The 14,611-nt window shown below is 65.0% G+C and carries 13 protein-coding genes; 6 read left to right on the top strand and 7 right to left on the bottom strand.

Annotated elements, in window-relative coordinates; translation table 11 throughout:
• Positions 1–67: 67 nt before the first annotated feature.
• Positions 68–679 carry a trimeric intracellular cation channel family protein gene (locus tag HU751_RS10980; protein ID WP_023630647.1) on the bottom strand — a complete coding sequence of 204 codons (612 nt, stop codon included), beginning with the start codon at positions 677–679 and terminating at the stop codon, positions 68–70.
• A 92-nt stretch (positions 680–771) separates the two neighbouring features.
• Complete coding sequence (gene orn / locus HU751_RS10975) at positions 772–1,314, bottom strand: oligoribonuclease (RefSeq protein WP_186733390.1); 543 nt, start codon at positions 1,312–1,314, stop codon at positions 772–774.
• A gap of 109 nt (positions 1,315–1,423) precedes the next feature.
• Between orn and rsgA the strand changes: the two genes are divergently transcribed.
• Both rsgA and HU751_RS10965 read left to right on the top strand, forming a co-directional pair.
• Complete coding sequence (rsgA, locus tag HU751_RS10970) at positions 1,424–2,455, top strand: small ribosomal subunit biogenesis GTPase RsgA (protein ID WP_186733389.1); 1,032 nt, start codon at positions 1,424–1,426, stop codon at positions 2,453–2,455.
• A gap of 146 nt (positions 2,456–2,601) precedes the next feature.
• The gene (locus tag HU751_RS10965) at positions 2,602–3,081 is read left to right on the top strand and encodes a molecular chaperone Tir (protein WP_186733388.1); all 480 of its coding nucleotides are present in this window, start codon (positions 2,602–2,604) and stop codon (positions 3,079–3,081) included.
• A gap of 32 nt (positions 3,082–3,113) precedes the next feature.
• On the opposite strand, the gene motB is transcribed toward HU751_RS10965, so the two are convergent.
• Together motB and motA are read right to left on the bottom strand one after the other, a co-directional pair.
• The gene (gene motB, locus HU751_RS10960) at positions 3,114–4,130 is read right to left on the bottom strand and encodes a flagellar motor protein MotB (RefSeq protein ID WP_186733387.1); all 1,017 of its coding nucleotides are present in this window, start codon (positions 4,128–4,130) and stop codon (positions 3,114–3,116) included.
• A 3-nt stretch (positions 4,131–4,133) separates the two neighbouring features.
• The gene (motA, locus tag HU751_RS10955) at positions 4,134–4,985 is read right to left on the bottom strand and encodes a flagellar motor stator protein MotA (RefSeq protein WP_023630652.1); all 852 of its coding nucleotides are present in this window, start codon (positions 4,983–4,985) and stop codon (positions 4,134–4,136) included.
• Positions 4,986–5,115: 130 nt separating this feature from the next.
• Between motA and HU751_RS10950 the strand changes: the two genes are divergently transcribed.
• The 3 genes from HU751_RS10950 to asd are packed head-to-tail and all read left to right on the top strand — an operon-like array spanning position 5,116 to position 8,378.
• Positions 5,116–6,651: an HDOD domain-containing protein gene (locus tag HU751_RS10950; protein ID WP_186733386.1), complete on the top strand. Its 1,536-nt coding sequence runs from the start codon at positions 5,116–5,118 to the stop codon at positions 6,649–6,651.
• A gap of 44 nt (positions 6,652–6,695) precedes the next feature.
• A complete protein-coding gene (rhdA, locus tag HU751_RS10945) occupies positions 6,696–7,505 on the top strand; it encodes a thiosulfate sulfurtransferase (protein WP_050707165.1) in 810 nt (269 codons plus the stop codon).
• 9 nt (positions 7,506–7,514) lie between these two features.
• Positions 7,515–8,378, top strand: a complete 864-nt coding sequence (gene asd, locus HU751_RS10940) for an archaetidylserine decarboxylase (protein ID WP_186733385.1) — start codon at positions 7,515–7,517, stop codon at positions 8,376–8,378.
• Between the two features lie 86 nt (positions 8,379–8,464).
• Here the strand turns inward: asd and serB are convergent, their stop codons facing one another.
• Positions 8,465–9,679, bottom strand: coding sequence for a phosphoserine phosphatase SerB (serB, locus tag HU751_RS10935; protein WP_186733384.1), 1,215 nt, complete (start codon positions 9,677–9,679; stop codon positions 8,465–8,467).
• Between the two features lie 136 nt (positions 9,680–9,815).
• On the opposite strand from serB, the gene HU751_RS10930 reads away from it, so the two are divergent.
• Complete coding sequence (locus HU751_RS10930) at positions 9,816–11,273, top strand: histidine kinase (RefSeq protein WP_186733383.1); 1,458 nt, start codon at positions 9,816–9,818, stop codon at positions 11,271–11,273.
• Positions 11,274–11,460: 187 nt separating this feature from the next.
• On the opposite strand, the gene HU751_RS10925 is transcribed toward HU751_RS10930, so the two are convergent.
• A complete protein-coding gene (locus HU751_RS10925) occupies positions 11,461–12,171 on the bottom strand; it encodes a PqiC family protein (RefSeq protein ID WP_186733382.1) in 711 nt (236 codons plus the stop codon).
• Positions 12,172–12,346: 175 nt separating this feature from the next.
• Positions 12,347–14,605, bottom strand: coding sequence for a DNA topoisomerase IV subunit A (gene parC / locus HU751_RS10920; protein ID WP_186733381.1), 2,259 nt, complete (start codon positions 14,603–14,605; stop codon positions 12,347–12,349).
• Positions 14,606–14,611: the final 6 nt, after the last annotated feature.

Below are 14,611 nucleotides of genomic sequence, written 5' to 3'. Positions count from 1 at the left end.
TATATGCTCTCGCCGGCAAGCCGGCTCCCACAAGGACAACTGAACATCTCAGAGCGCAGCGCTATATCTATTGTTGATCGTTGTAATGAAACTTCGGCATCTCCCAATGAAACCGAATCGCCAACAACCGCACCAGAAAACCACCAAACAGTGTCAGCAACATGGCCTGCTCCGCCGGCACCTTGAAGTAAACACACCCCAGGTAGAACCAAGCCGCCGCGAACGACACACTGGCATAGAGTTCACGCCGAAACACCAACGGAATATCGTTGCAGAAGATATCCCGCAGGATGCCGCCAAACACCCCGGTAATCACCCCGCTGATCGAAGCGACCAGGAACCCCTGCCCCATCTCCAGCGCGGTCATGCAGCCGATCAGGGTGAACGCCACCAGCCCCAGGGCATCGAGCACCAGGAACAGCGACCGCAGGTGCCGCATCAAGGGCGCGATGAAAATCGTCAGCAGCGCCGCGAAGCTGGTCAGCACCAGGTACTCCGGGTGCTTCACCCAGGTCAGCGGGTAGTGCCCGAGCAGCACGTCGCGCACCGAGCCGCCACCCAGCGCGGTGACACAGGCGATCAGCACCACGCCGAACCAGTCCATGCCGCGGCGGCCGGCGGACAGGGCGCCAGTCATGGCTTCGGCGGTGATGGCGATGAGGTAGAGCATCAGCAACATGGTGCAGGTCCGTGCGGGAAAGGCGCGCAGTCTACCCAGTCGCGCAGGGCACCAAAAGGGGGAGCGCCGACGATCGTCGGCGCTCGGCAAGGTCAGACCTTGATGAAATGCTCGCGATAGTGACGCAGCTCGCCAATCGACTCGCGAATGTCGTCCAGCGCCAGGTGGGTACTGCCCTTCTTGAAGCTGTCACGCACTTCCGGCGCCCAGCGCGCGGCCAGTTCCTTGAGCGTGGAGACATCGAGGTTGCGATAGTGGAAGTAGTTTTCCAGCTCGCGCATGTGGCGATAGAGGAAACGCCGGTCCTGGCAGATGCTGTTGCCACAGATCGGCGACTTGCCCTTCGGCACCCACTGTTCGAGGAAGGCGATGGTCTGCGCCTCGGCCTCGGCCATGCTCACCTTGCTCTCGCGCACACGCTGGGTCAGGCCCGAGGCGCCGTGGGTGCGGGTGTTCCACTCGTCCATGCGCGCCAACACTTCGTCGCTGTGGTGAATGGCGATCACCGGGCCTTCGGCCAGCGTGTTCAGCTCACTGTCGGTAACGATGGTGGCCATCTCGATGATGACGTCGTTGTCCGGGTCCAGGCCGGTCATCTCCAGATCGATCCAGATCAGATTCTGTGGGTTGTGCATGAAAAGGCTCCTCGAATAGCCCGTCATATTAGCCTAGCGGGGCGGCTCGTGGGCGTGCCGTGCTAAACTGCCCGCCGTTTTCTTTCTGCCCCGCCGACACGGAACCCTCATGGCCAAACGCCAGCTCAACCGCCGCCAGAACTGGCGCATCGAAAAGATCCAGGGCGAACGCGCCGCCCGCGCCGCCAAACGCGAGCAGCACGTGCTGCAGGAGCTGGAGGGTGGCGATCTGGGGCCGGAGCAGCTGGGCCTGGTGATTGCCCACTTCGGCGTGCAGGTCGAGGTCGAGGCCCAGGACGGCGAGGCCGCCGGCCAGGTCTTCCGCTGCCACCTGCGGGCCAACCTGCCGGCGCTGGTCACTGGCGACCGCGTGGTCTGGCGCGCCGGCAACCAGGGTATCGGCGTGATCGTCGCGCAGATGCCGCGCAGCACCGAGCTGTGCCGACCGAACAACCATGGCCAGCTCAAGCCGGTGGCGGCCAACGTCGACTTGATCGTCATTGTCTTCGCCCCGGCGCCCGAGCCGCACCCCAACCTGATCGACCGCTACCTGGTGGCCGCCGAGCATGCCGGCATCCGCCCGCTGCTGCTGCTGAACAAGGCCGACCTGATCAATGACGAGAACGGTCCGACCCTCCACGCGATGCTCGAAGTCTACCGTGGCCTGGGCTACCCGCTGCTGGAAGTCTCGGCCCACCACGGCGATGGCATGCAGCGCCTGCAGGAAACCCTCGACGGCCATATCAGCGTGTTCGTCGGCCAGTCCGGCGTGGGCAAGTCCTCGCTGGTCAACAGCCTGCTGCCCGCCGCCGACACGCGCGTCGGCGACCTGTCGGAATGGTCCGGCCAGGGTACCCATACCACCACCACCGCACGCCTTTATCACTTCCCCAACGGCGGTGACCTGATCGACTCGCCAGGCATCCGCGAGTTCGGCCTGATGCACGTCAGCCGCGACGACGTGGAGGATGGTTTCATCGAATTCCGCGAACTGATCGGCCACTGTCGCTTCCGCGACTGCAAGCATGATCGCGAGCCCGGTTGTGCCCTGCTCAAGGCGTTGGAGGACGGCAGCGTCACCCAGCAGCGGATGAACAGCTACCGCTCGATCATCGCCAGCCTGCCGGAAGACACCTACTGACTGGGCAGGTTTGCCTACCTCGACCGTAGGAAATATTACCGCGCTAGGTAGGACCGCTCCGGTTTCGTGGTCACCTATTGTCCCTACCCCTGCTTTCCCTGATCGTCATGACTTGTCGTCGGTATTGATCAGGGAGGGCAACAAGGATGCCGGTATTCATCAGTTACCGCCGGGATGAGCGGCTCGATGCCTTCATCCTCAATGAACGCCTGCTGCTCGAAGGCATTCCCACCCAACTGGTGCCCTTCGACAGTGAAGGGCAGACCCTGGACGACCTGCATGGCGGCTTCTGCCAGCACATGGCCGATGCCACCCACTGGATCGGCGTGCTGTCCGAGCGCACCGTCGACGACTGGTGGACCACCTGGCTTTTGGGCGCCGCGGCCATGGCCAATCGTCGGGTGAGTTTCTATCACGCGGGCAGCGGCGAGCTGCCGGAGTGCCTGGGCAGGTGGCCAGCAATGCGCGAGCGGGAGCATATCGAGCTGTTCGTGCGGGCCTACCATGACGAGCAGACCTTTGGCCGCGCCATGGCCTCGATGAGCGGGCGCGGGAACCTGTCGGACAGGGACAACGCGGATTTCTTCCACGCCGACCTTAAGGCCAAGATCAGGCGCGGCTTCTGAATGCACAGGGGCCGCTAAGCGGCCCCTGTCATTTACTGGTCCTTGGCCTCATCCATCTTCAACACGCCATCCTCGAAGATGTTCAGCTTCTGGCGCAGTTCACGCGGCTGCATAGGCGCATCGCTCGGCGCCGCAGCGGCCCCCGGTGCAGCGTCCGCAGGCGGCGTTGCAGTGGCCGGTGGCGTAGCCTCCGGCGCGCCCTGCTCACCCTCGATATCGCGCTGGGCCTTCTTGGTCAGGACGATGATATCGATGCGGCGGTTGACCGGGTTGAACGGATTGGCCCGGTCGAACAGCGACGACGAAGCATAGCCGACCACCCGCGCCACCTGCTCGTCCGGATAGCCGCCAGCAACCAGGGCCCGACGCGCGGCGTTGGCGCGGTTGGCCGACAGTTCCCAGTTGCCGAAGTCGCCGGTGCCGGAATACGGCTTGGCGTCGGTGTGGCCACTGATGCTGATCTTGTTCGGCACCGCCTTGATGGTGTCGGCCATGGCCAGCAGGATGTCCTCGAAATACGGCTGCAGGCGTGCGCTACCCAGGTCGAACATCGGCCGGTTCTCGGCGTCCATGATCTGGATGCGCAGGCCGTCCTGGGTGATCTCGAACAGGATCTGGTCCTTGAACTTCTGCAGCTGCGGGTTTTCCTCGACCTTGTTCTGCAACTCCTGCAGCAAGAGTTCGAGGCGCTCGCGCTCTACCTGCTCGGCCATGGTCTCGACCTTGTCCTTGTCCAGCTGCAGGCTGGTGTCAGGGGTCGGCTCGGACTTCACTTCCGGGTTGATGGTCTTTTCCGGCGCCAGTTGCGGCGAGCCGCCCAGGTCGATGATGTAGGGCGTACCGCTCTCGGAGAAGCCGATCGGATCCTTGAAGTAGCCGGCGATGGCGATCTTCTGCTCGGGCGTGGCCGTCGACAGCAGCCAGAGCACCAGGAAGAACGCCATCATCGCTGTGGCGAAGTCGGCGAAGGCGATTTTCCAGGCGCCGCCGTGATGGCCGTCGCCAAAGCGCTTGACGCGCTTGACGATGATGGGCTGATTGTTCTCCATGGCTTAGCGACCGCGTACTGCTTGTTCCAGCTCGGCAAAGCTCGGGCGGTGCGCCGGGTACAGCACCTTGCGACCGAACTCGACCGCCAGCGACGGCGGCATGCCGGAGGCCGAGGCCACCAGCGAGGCCTTGATCGCCTCGTAGACGTTCAGTTCCTCTTTCGCATCATGGCGCAGGGCGTTGGCCAGCGGGCCGAAGAAGCCGTAGGCAGCGAGAATACCGAAGAAGGTACCGACCAACGCCGCGCCCACGTGCAGGCCGATGGACTTCTGGTCGCCGTCGCCCAGCGAGGCCATGGTCACCACGATACCCAGTACCGCCGCGACGATACCGAAGCCGGGCATGCCGTCGGCGATGCCGGTCACCGCGTGGGACGGGTGCTCCAGCTCTTCCTTCATGCTCAGCAGCTCCATGTCGAACAGGCCTTCGAGCTCATGGGGCGCCATGTTGCCGGTGGACATGATCCGCAGGTAATCGCAGATGAACGCGGTCATGCGCTCATCGCCCAGCACGGCCGGATACTTGGCGAAGATCGGGCTGGCCGCGGCGTCCTCGATGTCCCCCTCGATCGCCATCATGCCTTCACGACGGCTCTTGTTGAGGATTTCGTACACCAGGCCCAGCACTTCGAGGTAGAAGGTGTGGGTGAAGCGGGTGCCGAACATCTTCAGCGACTTCTTGATTACATGCATGGTCATGTAACCAGGGTTGGCCTGGAGGAACGCACCAAAGGCCGCGCCGCCGATGATCAGCACTTCGAACGGCTGGATCAGTGCCGCGATCTTGCCGTGGGAAAGCACGTAGCCGCCGAGCACGCTCGCGAATACGACGATGATGCCGATAATTTTAGCCATAAGTTGGAAGCACTTGCTGTCGTGGTCAGGGTAGGGAACGGAAGCTTGAAAACTCTTCTTCTACTTATCGGCAGAACTGCGCCAGACTATAGCCACTCATTGCGAAAAGCCAGTTCGGACTGATGTCAATATGCCAATTGAAACCAAGGTGCCAAGTCAGGTTCCGTCGAGTCTAGAGGCCTGGGTAAAACTGCTCGACGGGATTCGAGTACCAGTGCCGAAAGACAGCCACGACCGTGTTCTACAGGCCATCAACGACAGCCGCCGCTCCCTGCGCGACATTGCCGAACTGATGCAGGATAGCCCCGCACTGGTCCTGTGCGTGATGCGCGAGGCCAATCATTCGGCCAACGCGAGCCAGGCGGAGCCGGCCGAAAGCCTGGAAATTGCCCTCAACCGCCTTGGCCTGGCCCGTACCAGCCAGTTGCTGGCCCGCCTGCCAGCAATGCCGGGCGACGAGATCCCGCCGGTGCTGCGCCAATTCCTGTTGATCAGCCAGCACGCCACCCAGCAGGCCAACGGCCTGTTCGCCAGCCGCCTGGCGCGGCTTTGGCAGGAGATTCACTGGGGCAGCCTGCTGTTCCTCTCGCCGCTGTGGCCTCTGGCGCTGGCCTACCCCAAGCTGCTCGACACCTGGGAGCTACGGGTCATCCACAGGGGCGAGGACGCCGCCGTGGTCGAGCAGGAACTGTTCGGGGTGCGCCTGATGCAACTGTGCCGGAGCCTGGCCGAACACTGGCGCCTACCCGAGTGGGTCATCCAGGGCTACCGCCTGCTGCTTGAAGAGCGCGAACAACTCGCCCTGGTGCTGAACATCGCCCGCGAGCAGGACCCGCTGGTCCAGCAGCAGCGCCTGGACGACGAGCCGGCCCTGCGCCGCTGGTTCAACCAGCCCCCTAACACCGTGCTGCTGGCCAACGGCCTTGCCCTGGCCGCTCAGGTGGGCTGGGACAACCCGCACCTGCTGCGCTGGCAACTGCTCACCGCGCTCTACCTGCAGACCACCCTGGACGATGTCCAGCAGCAGGTCCACCAGCAGGCCGCGGCCAGTGCCCGCCACCATGCCCGACATGCGCTGTTCCACCCGGCCGAGGCGCTGATCTGGCCCTGGCACCAGCGCCGACCGCACCCGGACATGCTCACCCCGCCGCCACCCAGTACCGAGGACCTCGGCCGCTGGCGCGCGCTGTGCCAGGAACTGTTGGCCCAGCCCAGCCCGTTCAGCAACGCCGTGCACCTGGCCACCCAGGCCCGAGACGCCCTGCTGGCCTGCGGCATGCAGCGCATCATGCTGCTGAGCCTGGACAAGGCCACCGATTACCTGCGCGTGCAGCAGACCGCCGGCCTGCCACGCGAGGCCGCCACCATGGCGTTGCCCGTCGTGCAGAACAAATTGTTGCAAAAGTTGATGGCAAAAGCCGGGCAACTGCGCCTGACGCCCGACAACCATGCCCAGTTCAGCGCCCTGCTGCCGGCACCGCTACGCGCCTTCTTCCGCAGCGAGCACCTGTTGCTGCGCTCGCTGGCGGTGGGTGACCAGGTACTGATGCTGGCAGTGGCCGACCAGGACGGCAAGCCGCTGGCCGACGTCAGCGTGCAGGCGTTCGGCAAGACCGCGCAATGCGTGGAGCGCGCCCTGGCCGTGTTTGCCACCCGCAATGCCTGACCCTTGCGCTACAATCGCCCCTCTTTCCACCCTGGAGAACGTGGATGACTGACTTTTCCGGCCTGCCCCTGGTGATCGAAGCCGAGGACCTGCTGCCGCGCCTGGATTCGCCACGGCTGATCCTGGTCGACCTGACCAGCGCCAACCGCTATGGCAGCGGGCACATCCCCGGAGCCCGCTTCGTCGACCCGAAACGCACCCAGCTGGGCCAGCCCCCGGCCCCCGGCCTGCTGCCGGCCCGGGCCGACCTGGAGAAACTGTTCGGTGAACTCGGCCACCGCGACGATGCGGTCTACGTGGTCTACGACGACGAGGGTGGCGGCTGGGCCGGGCGCTTCATCTGGTTGCTCGACGTGATCGGCCACAAGGGTTACCACTACCTGAACGGCGGCATCCAGGCCTGGCCGGCGGACAAGCTGTCCACCGACACGCCTGAAGTTGCCGGCGGCCCGGTGAACCTGCACCTGCATGGCGAACCCACCGCCACCCGCGAGTACCTGCAGAGCCGCCTGGGCGCCGCCGACCTGGTCATCTGGGACGCCCGCGGGCCGCTGGAATACAGCGGCGAGAAGGTGCTGGCGGCCAAGGGCGGCCACATTCCCGGCGCGATCAACTTCGAGTGGACCGCCGGCATGGACCTCAATAATCACCTGCGCATCCGCAAGGACATCGCCGAAGTCCTGCAAAACCTGGGCATCACTCCCGACAAGGAAGTGATCACCCACTGCCAGACCCACCACCGCTCCGGCTTCACCTACCTCGTGGCCAAGGCCCTCGGCTATCCACGGGTGAAGGGCTATGCCGGTTCCTGGGGCGAATGGGGCAACCACCCCGACACGCCCGTCGAAGTTTAAGGACGCTCAATGAAATCCCGCTTGTTCATCATCAGCCAGTACCTGCTGCCGCACCACCTGCTGTCGCGGCTGGCCGGCTGCGTCGCCGAGTGCCGCGCACGCTGGTTCAAGAACGCCTTCACCGCCTGGTTCGCCAAGCGCTACCAGGTGAACATGTCCGAGGCACTGGTCGAAGACCTCAGCGCCTACGAGCACTTCAACGCCTTCTTCACCCGCGCCCTCAAGCCGGGAGCCCGCCCGCTGGACGAGAGCCCCGGCGCAATTCTCTGCCCGGCCGACGGCGCGGTCAGTCAGCTCGGCCCGATCGAGCACGGCCGTATCTTCCAGGCCAAGGGCCACGGCTACAGCGCCCTGGAGCTGCTGGGCGGCGATCCGGCCCTGGCCGCACCGTTCATGGGCGGCGAGTTCGCCACCATCTACCTGTCGCCCAAGGACTACCACCGCGTGCACATGCCACTGGCCGGTACCCTGCGCGAGATGGTCTATGTGCCGGGTCGGCTGTTCTCGGTCAACCAGACCACTGCGGAGAACGTGCCAGAGCTGTTCGCCCGCAACGAGCGCGTGGTCTGCCTGTTCGACACCGAGCGTGGGCCGATGGCCGTGGTGCTGGTCGGCGCGATGATCGTTGCCTCGATCGAGACCGTCTGGGCCGGCCTGGTCACGCCACCGAAGCGCGAGCTGAAGACCTTCCGCTACGACGAAGCCAGCCGTGCGCCGATCCACCTGGAAAAAGGTGCCGAACTGGGTCGCTTCAAGCTGGGTTCCACCGCCATCGTGCTGTTCGGGCCAGAGCAGGTGAAGTGGGCCGAGAGCCTGGGTGCCGGCTCTGCGGTGCGCATGGGTGAGCTGCTGGCACAGCCGACCCAGGCCTGAGCATCCGGTAAGCAAAAGGCCCTGCATGATTCATGTCATGCAGGGCCTTTTTTATAGGGGCTGCTTTGCGGCCCCTGGGCTCAAGATCAACCGCGCGCTTCGCGATCGCGCACGCCGAGCAGATACAGCACGCCGTCCAGGCCCAGCGTCGAGATCGCCTGCTTGGCCGACTGGCGCACCAGCGGCTTGGCGCGGAAGGCCACGCCCAGGCCGGCCAGGGACAGCATCGGCAGGTCGTTGGCGCCATCACCGACGGCGATGGTCTGCTCGAGCTGCAGGCCCTCCTCGCTGGCCAGTTGCTGCAGCAGGTCAGCCTTGCGCTGGGCATCGACGATCGGCTCGACGGCCACACCGGTCACCTTGCCGTCGACCACCTCCAGTTCATTGGCGAACACATAGTCGATATCCAGGCGCGCCTGCACCTGCTTGGCGAAGTAGGTGAAACCGCCCGAGAGAATCGCGGTCTTGTAACCCAGGCGTTTGAGCTCGGCGAACAGGTGCTCGGCGCCCTCGGTCAGGCGCAGCGAAGCACCGATCTGGTCGAGCACACCCACGTCCAGGCCCTTGAGCAGCGCCATGCGCTCCTTGAAACTGGCGCGAAAATCCAGCTCGCCACGCATGGCGCGCTCGGTGATCGCCGCCACCTGCTCGCCGACGCCAGCGGCCTTTGCCAACTCGTCGATCACTTCGGCCTCGATCAGGGTCGAGTCCATGTCGAACACCGCCAGGCGGCGGTTGCGACGGAACAGGTCATCGCGCTGGAAGGCGATATCGACGTTGAGTTCTTCGGACAACGCAAAGAAATCGCCGCGCAGGGCCTGGACATCGCTGGCCTCGCCGCGCACGGAGATTTCCAGCGCAGACTTGCCCTTGTCGGTCGGGGCGTCCAGCGCCACGCGGGCGGACAGCCGCTCGATGCGCTCGATGGTCAGGCCATATTGGCTGATGATCGCGCTGACCCGCTGCAACTGCTGCGGGGTCACCCGGCGGCTGAGCAGGGTAACGATATGGCGCGCCTCGCCCTGGCTGTCGGCCCAGTGCTGGTAGTCGGCCTCGGAAATGGGGGTGTAGCGGGCCTGCAGGTCCAGTTCGTGAGCCTTGGACTGCACGCTCTGCAACAGCGCGGTGGCCACTTCGTTGTCGGGGATATCGACCAGGATGCCGAACGACAGGGTGCCGTGCATGACCGCCAGGCCGATGTCGAGAATGTTCACACCGCCCTGGAGCAGGACGCCGGTGATGGCCGCAGTGAGACCCGGACGGTCTTCACCAGTGATGTTGATCAGGACGATTTCGCGCAAGACCGGGGCTCCAACTCGATGAAAAATGCGCATTCTACCGATTTTCCATGACCATCGGGCGCCAACGATACTTTGCCGACAAAACACGTATCGCTATACTGCGCAGCAACTTTCTCGCCATAAAGAGCCGAGCTCTGTGAACCGGCCCACGCCCGTAAAACCCGACAACTTCTTCCTGATGATCTACCGAGCCCTGAGCCAGCGCCGAATCCCACTGGCCCTGCGCATTGCCAGCCATAACATCTTCCTGGTGGCCCTGGCCCTGGTGATCTACGCCTGCGTGATGGGCCTGCAGTTCAAGCAGGCCATGCACGAGCAGGCCGATGCCGTCGGCCAGAGCCTGACCACCCAGACCGCCACCTCGGCCACCGAGCTGCTGGTGTCCAACGACATCCTCAGCCTCAACGTGCTGCTGGGCAACCTGGTGAAGAACCCGCTGGTGGCCCATGCAGCCATCTACAGCGTGGACAACCGCATCCTCGCCGAGGCCGGCCAGCGCCCGCGCAACAGCCTGCTGGGCGAAACCGAAGGGGTCTACCAGACCAAGATCACCTTCCAGGACGTGACCGCCGGCCAGCTGCGCATCAGCCTGGACATGAGCCAGTTCCAACAACCGATGCTGATCAGCCTGCAGAGCATGGGCATCCTCGCCGCGATCCTGCTGGCCCTTGCCCTGACCCTCAGCCTGCGCCTGGGCCGTTTCATCTCGACCCCGCTATTGCAGCTGCGCGTCTGGTTGCGTGACCCGCACCCCTACACGCCGGGCACCGACCGCCAGGACGAGATCGGCGACCTGGCCCGTCAGTTGCACGCCCGCCTCGCCCCACCGCCGCCACCGGAGCCGGAGCCGGAGGAAGAAGATGAGGAAGACGATTTCGACGACGCGCCAGCTGCCAAGGTCGCCCCACGGGCGAAAGCGGCGCTGCAGACTGTCGATCACGACGAGGACGACGACGCCTTCGCCGATCTGATGGATGAGCAAAGCGCCCCGGCCAAGCCTGTGATCGTCGAGTCCGACGAGCCGCAGTTCAGCGCCGTGCTGGCCGTGCAGCTGGGCTCCCAGGAGCAACTGCGCCGCCTGCCACGCACCCGCCTGACCGAATTGCTGGAGCGCTACCGCGACTGCCTCGACCAGGCCGCTTCGCTGTACGAAGGGGAAGTCCACACCCTGAACGACGGCAGCACCCTGCTGTTGTTCCACAGCCGCGATTGCGGCGAGGACTACCTGACCAACGCCATCTGCTGCGGCGAGCTGCTGCGTGCCCTGGGCCACGCCCTGCAGATCGAGGTGGCCGACAGCGGCATCACCCTGCAACTGCAACTGGGCCTGGTACTGGCCGACGACCTGCAAGGCATGGATCAGGTCGACCTGCTGATGACCGAACAGGCCCAGGATGCCCTGGCCCTGTCGCAGCACAGCCGCAACCTGCTGCTGGTGGAACGCCGCATCAGCGATGACGCCCTGGTGCGCCAGCGTGCGCGTATTCGGCCGATAGCAAGCCCGGAGGGCGCGTGCTGTGTCGAACGCCTGATGGAGCCTTACCCGTCGATGCTGGAGCGCCAGCTGGCACGGATGCATGAGCGGCGAGCCTGAGCGCGACTGCTGATCCAGGATTTGCGTGGGAGCGGGCTTGCCCCGCGATAGCGTCGGGGCAGGCAATGTTGCTGTCCTGGCAAGCCCTATCGCGGGACAAGCCCGCTCCCACGCAGATCTGATAAAGCCTCCCGACCAAAGACACAAAAAAGCCCGCATCGCTGCGGGCTTTTTTTGTCTGCGGATATCAGAAGCGGAACACTTCCATATCGGTACGAATCGGCGAAGCCATCGGAATCTTCGGCTTCTCCGGCTCTTTCTTCACCTGCACCGGCGCCGCCTGCTTGCGTGGCGTCTCCTCGGCGATGGCCGGCTGATTGGCCAGTGGCTTGACCGCGGTGCTCAGCTGCTCGGCCAGCTTCTGCAGCAATTGCCCCTGAGCCTGGACCTGCGCCGACTCGGTGCCCGCATGGGGCTGTTCGAGGTGGACGATGCGGTTGTCACGCACCTGGCCCCGGCGGTCCAGCACGCGCCACTGGGCATCCAGGATCGCCGGCTGGTTCTTGCCCGAGTCCAGGCGGGTGATCGACAGCAACACCTGCACGTCCGGCGTGAAGCCGGCACTCGCCGGCGCCAGCACCACGCGTTGGCTGTCCAGGCGCCAGGCCAGCTGGCGCACCAGCAACTGGTCGATATCCGACGAAAGGCTGCCAGCCCAACGACCATCGGTGGCCGCCGTCAGGCTGCCGTCGGCCTGACGCTGGAGAAAGGTCTCGCGTTGCAGGTAGTCGGCCACCGATACCGGGCCGAGCACCACCGCCATGCCCGACGCCTGGGTCGGCTGGCCGGGCTCACCACTGTCGAGCTGATACAGGGCGACCGGCTGATGCATGCTGCATCCGCTCAGGCCCAGCAAGCCAGTCATCAGCAGCGCAAATGGAAGGCGCAGAAATTTCATTCATCCCATCCAGGCGGTCGTCTCCAGACTGACCGCAGTGATACTCATGTAGATTCATTCGGGCACTCGGCCACGCCGGCGCCACGCGGGCACTATCATCCGCGAATTAGCCGCCAGACTCCAGCATTTCCGCCCGAAGCGGCGCCGAAAACGCCGCAGCAGACGGTCAGTCCAGTCAGGCCGGGGTCTCCACCATCAGCCCGTCGACGCGCTGGAAGCCACGTGGCAATTTGCTACCACGACGACCGCGTTCGCCCTTGTAATGCTCCAGATCATCCGGCTTCAGGGAAAGGGTACGCTTGCCAGCCTGCAATACAAGGGTCGAGCCTTCGCTGATCACCGCCAGGTCGGTCACGTACTCCTCGCGGCTGGCCACCCGGTCGCCCGGCACGCCAATGATCTTGTTGCCCTTGCCCTTGCCCAGTTGCGGCAGGTCGGCGACCTTGAACACCAGCAGGCGACCTTCGGTAGTGACGGCTGCCAGCCAATCCTGCTCGCGGCTGGCCACCGGACGCGGGGTCATGACTTTGGCACCGTTGGGCAGGCTGAGCAGGCCCTTGCCGGCCTTGTTCTTGGCCTGCAGGTCCTCGCCCTTGACCACGAAGCCGTAGCCGGCGTCGGAGGCCACGACGTACAGGGCCTCGTCCTCCGGCAGCAGCACACACTCGAAGGTAGCGCCGGGCGGCGGAGTCAGGCGACCGGTCAGCGGCTCGCCCTGGCCACGGGCCGATGGCAGGCTGTGGGCGGCCAGTGAGTAGCTGCGGCCGGTGGAGTCGATGAGCACGGCGAATTGGTTGGAGCGTCCGGCGGCGGCGGCCTTGAAGCCGTCACCGGCCTTGTACGAAAGCCCCGTGGCGTCGATGTCGTGGCCCTTGGCGCAACGCACCCAGCCCTTCTCCGACAGCACCACGGTGACCGGCTCGGTCGGCATCAGCTCGTTTTCCGACAGGGCCTTGGCCTCGGCGCGCTCGACGATCGGCGAGCGGCGGTCGTCGCCATAGGTTTCGGCGTCTTCGATCAGCTCGCTACGCACCAACTTGCGCAGCTTGGCATCGCTGCCCAGCAGGGTGGTCAGACGCTTCTGTTCCTTGAGCAGCTCGTCCTGCTCGCCACGGATCTTCATTTCTTCCAGACGGGCCAGCTGACGCAGGCGGGTCTCGAGGATGTAGTCGGCCTGGATCTCGGTCAGGTCGAAACGGGCGATCAGGGCCTGCTTGGGGTGCTCCTCGGTGCGGATGATGTGGATCACTTCATCCAGGTTGAGGAACGCAGTGAGCAAGCCTTCCAACAGGTGCAGGCGCTTCTCGACCTTGTCCAGACGGTGCTGCAGGCGGCGACGAACGGTACCGATCCGGTACTCCAGCCACTCCAGCAGCAGCGCGCGCAGGTTCTTCAGCTGCGGACGACCGTCAAGGCCGATGATGTTGACGTTGACCCGGTAGGTGCTCTCGAGGTCGGTGGTGGCGAACAGGTGCTGCATCAGTTCGGCGGCATCGACGCGGTTCGAACGCGGGATGATGACGATGCGGCAGGGGTTCTCGTGGTCCGACTCGTCGCGCAGGTCGGCGACCATCGGCAGCTTCTTGGCCTGCATCTGCGCGGCGATCTGCTCCAGCACCTTGGCCCCGGAGACCTGGTGCGGCAGCGCGGTGACGATAATGTCGCCGTCCTCGACGCGGTACACCGCGCGCATGCGGATCGAACCCTTGCCGGTCTCGTAGAGCTTGAGGATATCGGCGCGCGGGGTGACGATCTCGGCCTCGGTCGGGTAGTCCGGGCCCTGGATGTGCTCGCACAACTGCTCGATGGTGGCCTTGGGCTCGTCGAGCAGGCGCACGCAGGCGCTGGCCACCTCCCGCAGATTGTGGGGCGGCACGTCGGTGGCCATGCCCACGGCAATGCCGGTGGTGCCGTTGAGCAGGATGTTCGGCAGGCGCGCCGGCAGCACCGCCGGCTCCTGCAGAGTACCGTCGAAGTTCGGCACCCAGTCGACGGTGCCCTGGCCCAGCTCGCTGAGCAGCACTTCGGAATAGCGCGACAGGCGCGCCTCGGTGTAACGCATGGCGGCGAACGACTTCGGATCGTCCGGCGCACCCCAGTTGCCCTGGCCGTCGACCAGGGTGTAGCGGTAGCTGAACGGCTGGGCCATCAGCACCATGGCCTCGTAGCACGCCGAGTCGCCGTGGGGGTGGAACTTGCCGAGCACGTCGCCGACGGTACGCGCCGACTTCTTGTGCTTGGAGTCGGCGTCCAGCCCCAACTCGCTCATGGCATAGACGATGCGGCGCTGCACCGGCTTGAGGCCGTCGCCGATGTGCGGCAGGGCACGGTCCATGATCACGTACATGGAGTAGTTGAGGTAGGCCTGTTCGGTGAAGTCAGCCAGGGAACGGCGTTCGACGCCTTCAAGGCTGAGTTCGAGTGAGTCGCTCATGCGGGC

It is taken from the genome of Pseudomonas peradeniyensis (assembly GCF_014268935.2).
Lineage (GTDB): Bacteria > Pseudomonadota > Gammaproteobacteria > Pseudomonadales > Pseudomonadaceae > Aquipseudomonas > Aquipseudomonas peradeniyensis.
This window is presented reverse-complemented; position numbering and strand designations above follow the sequence as displayed.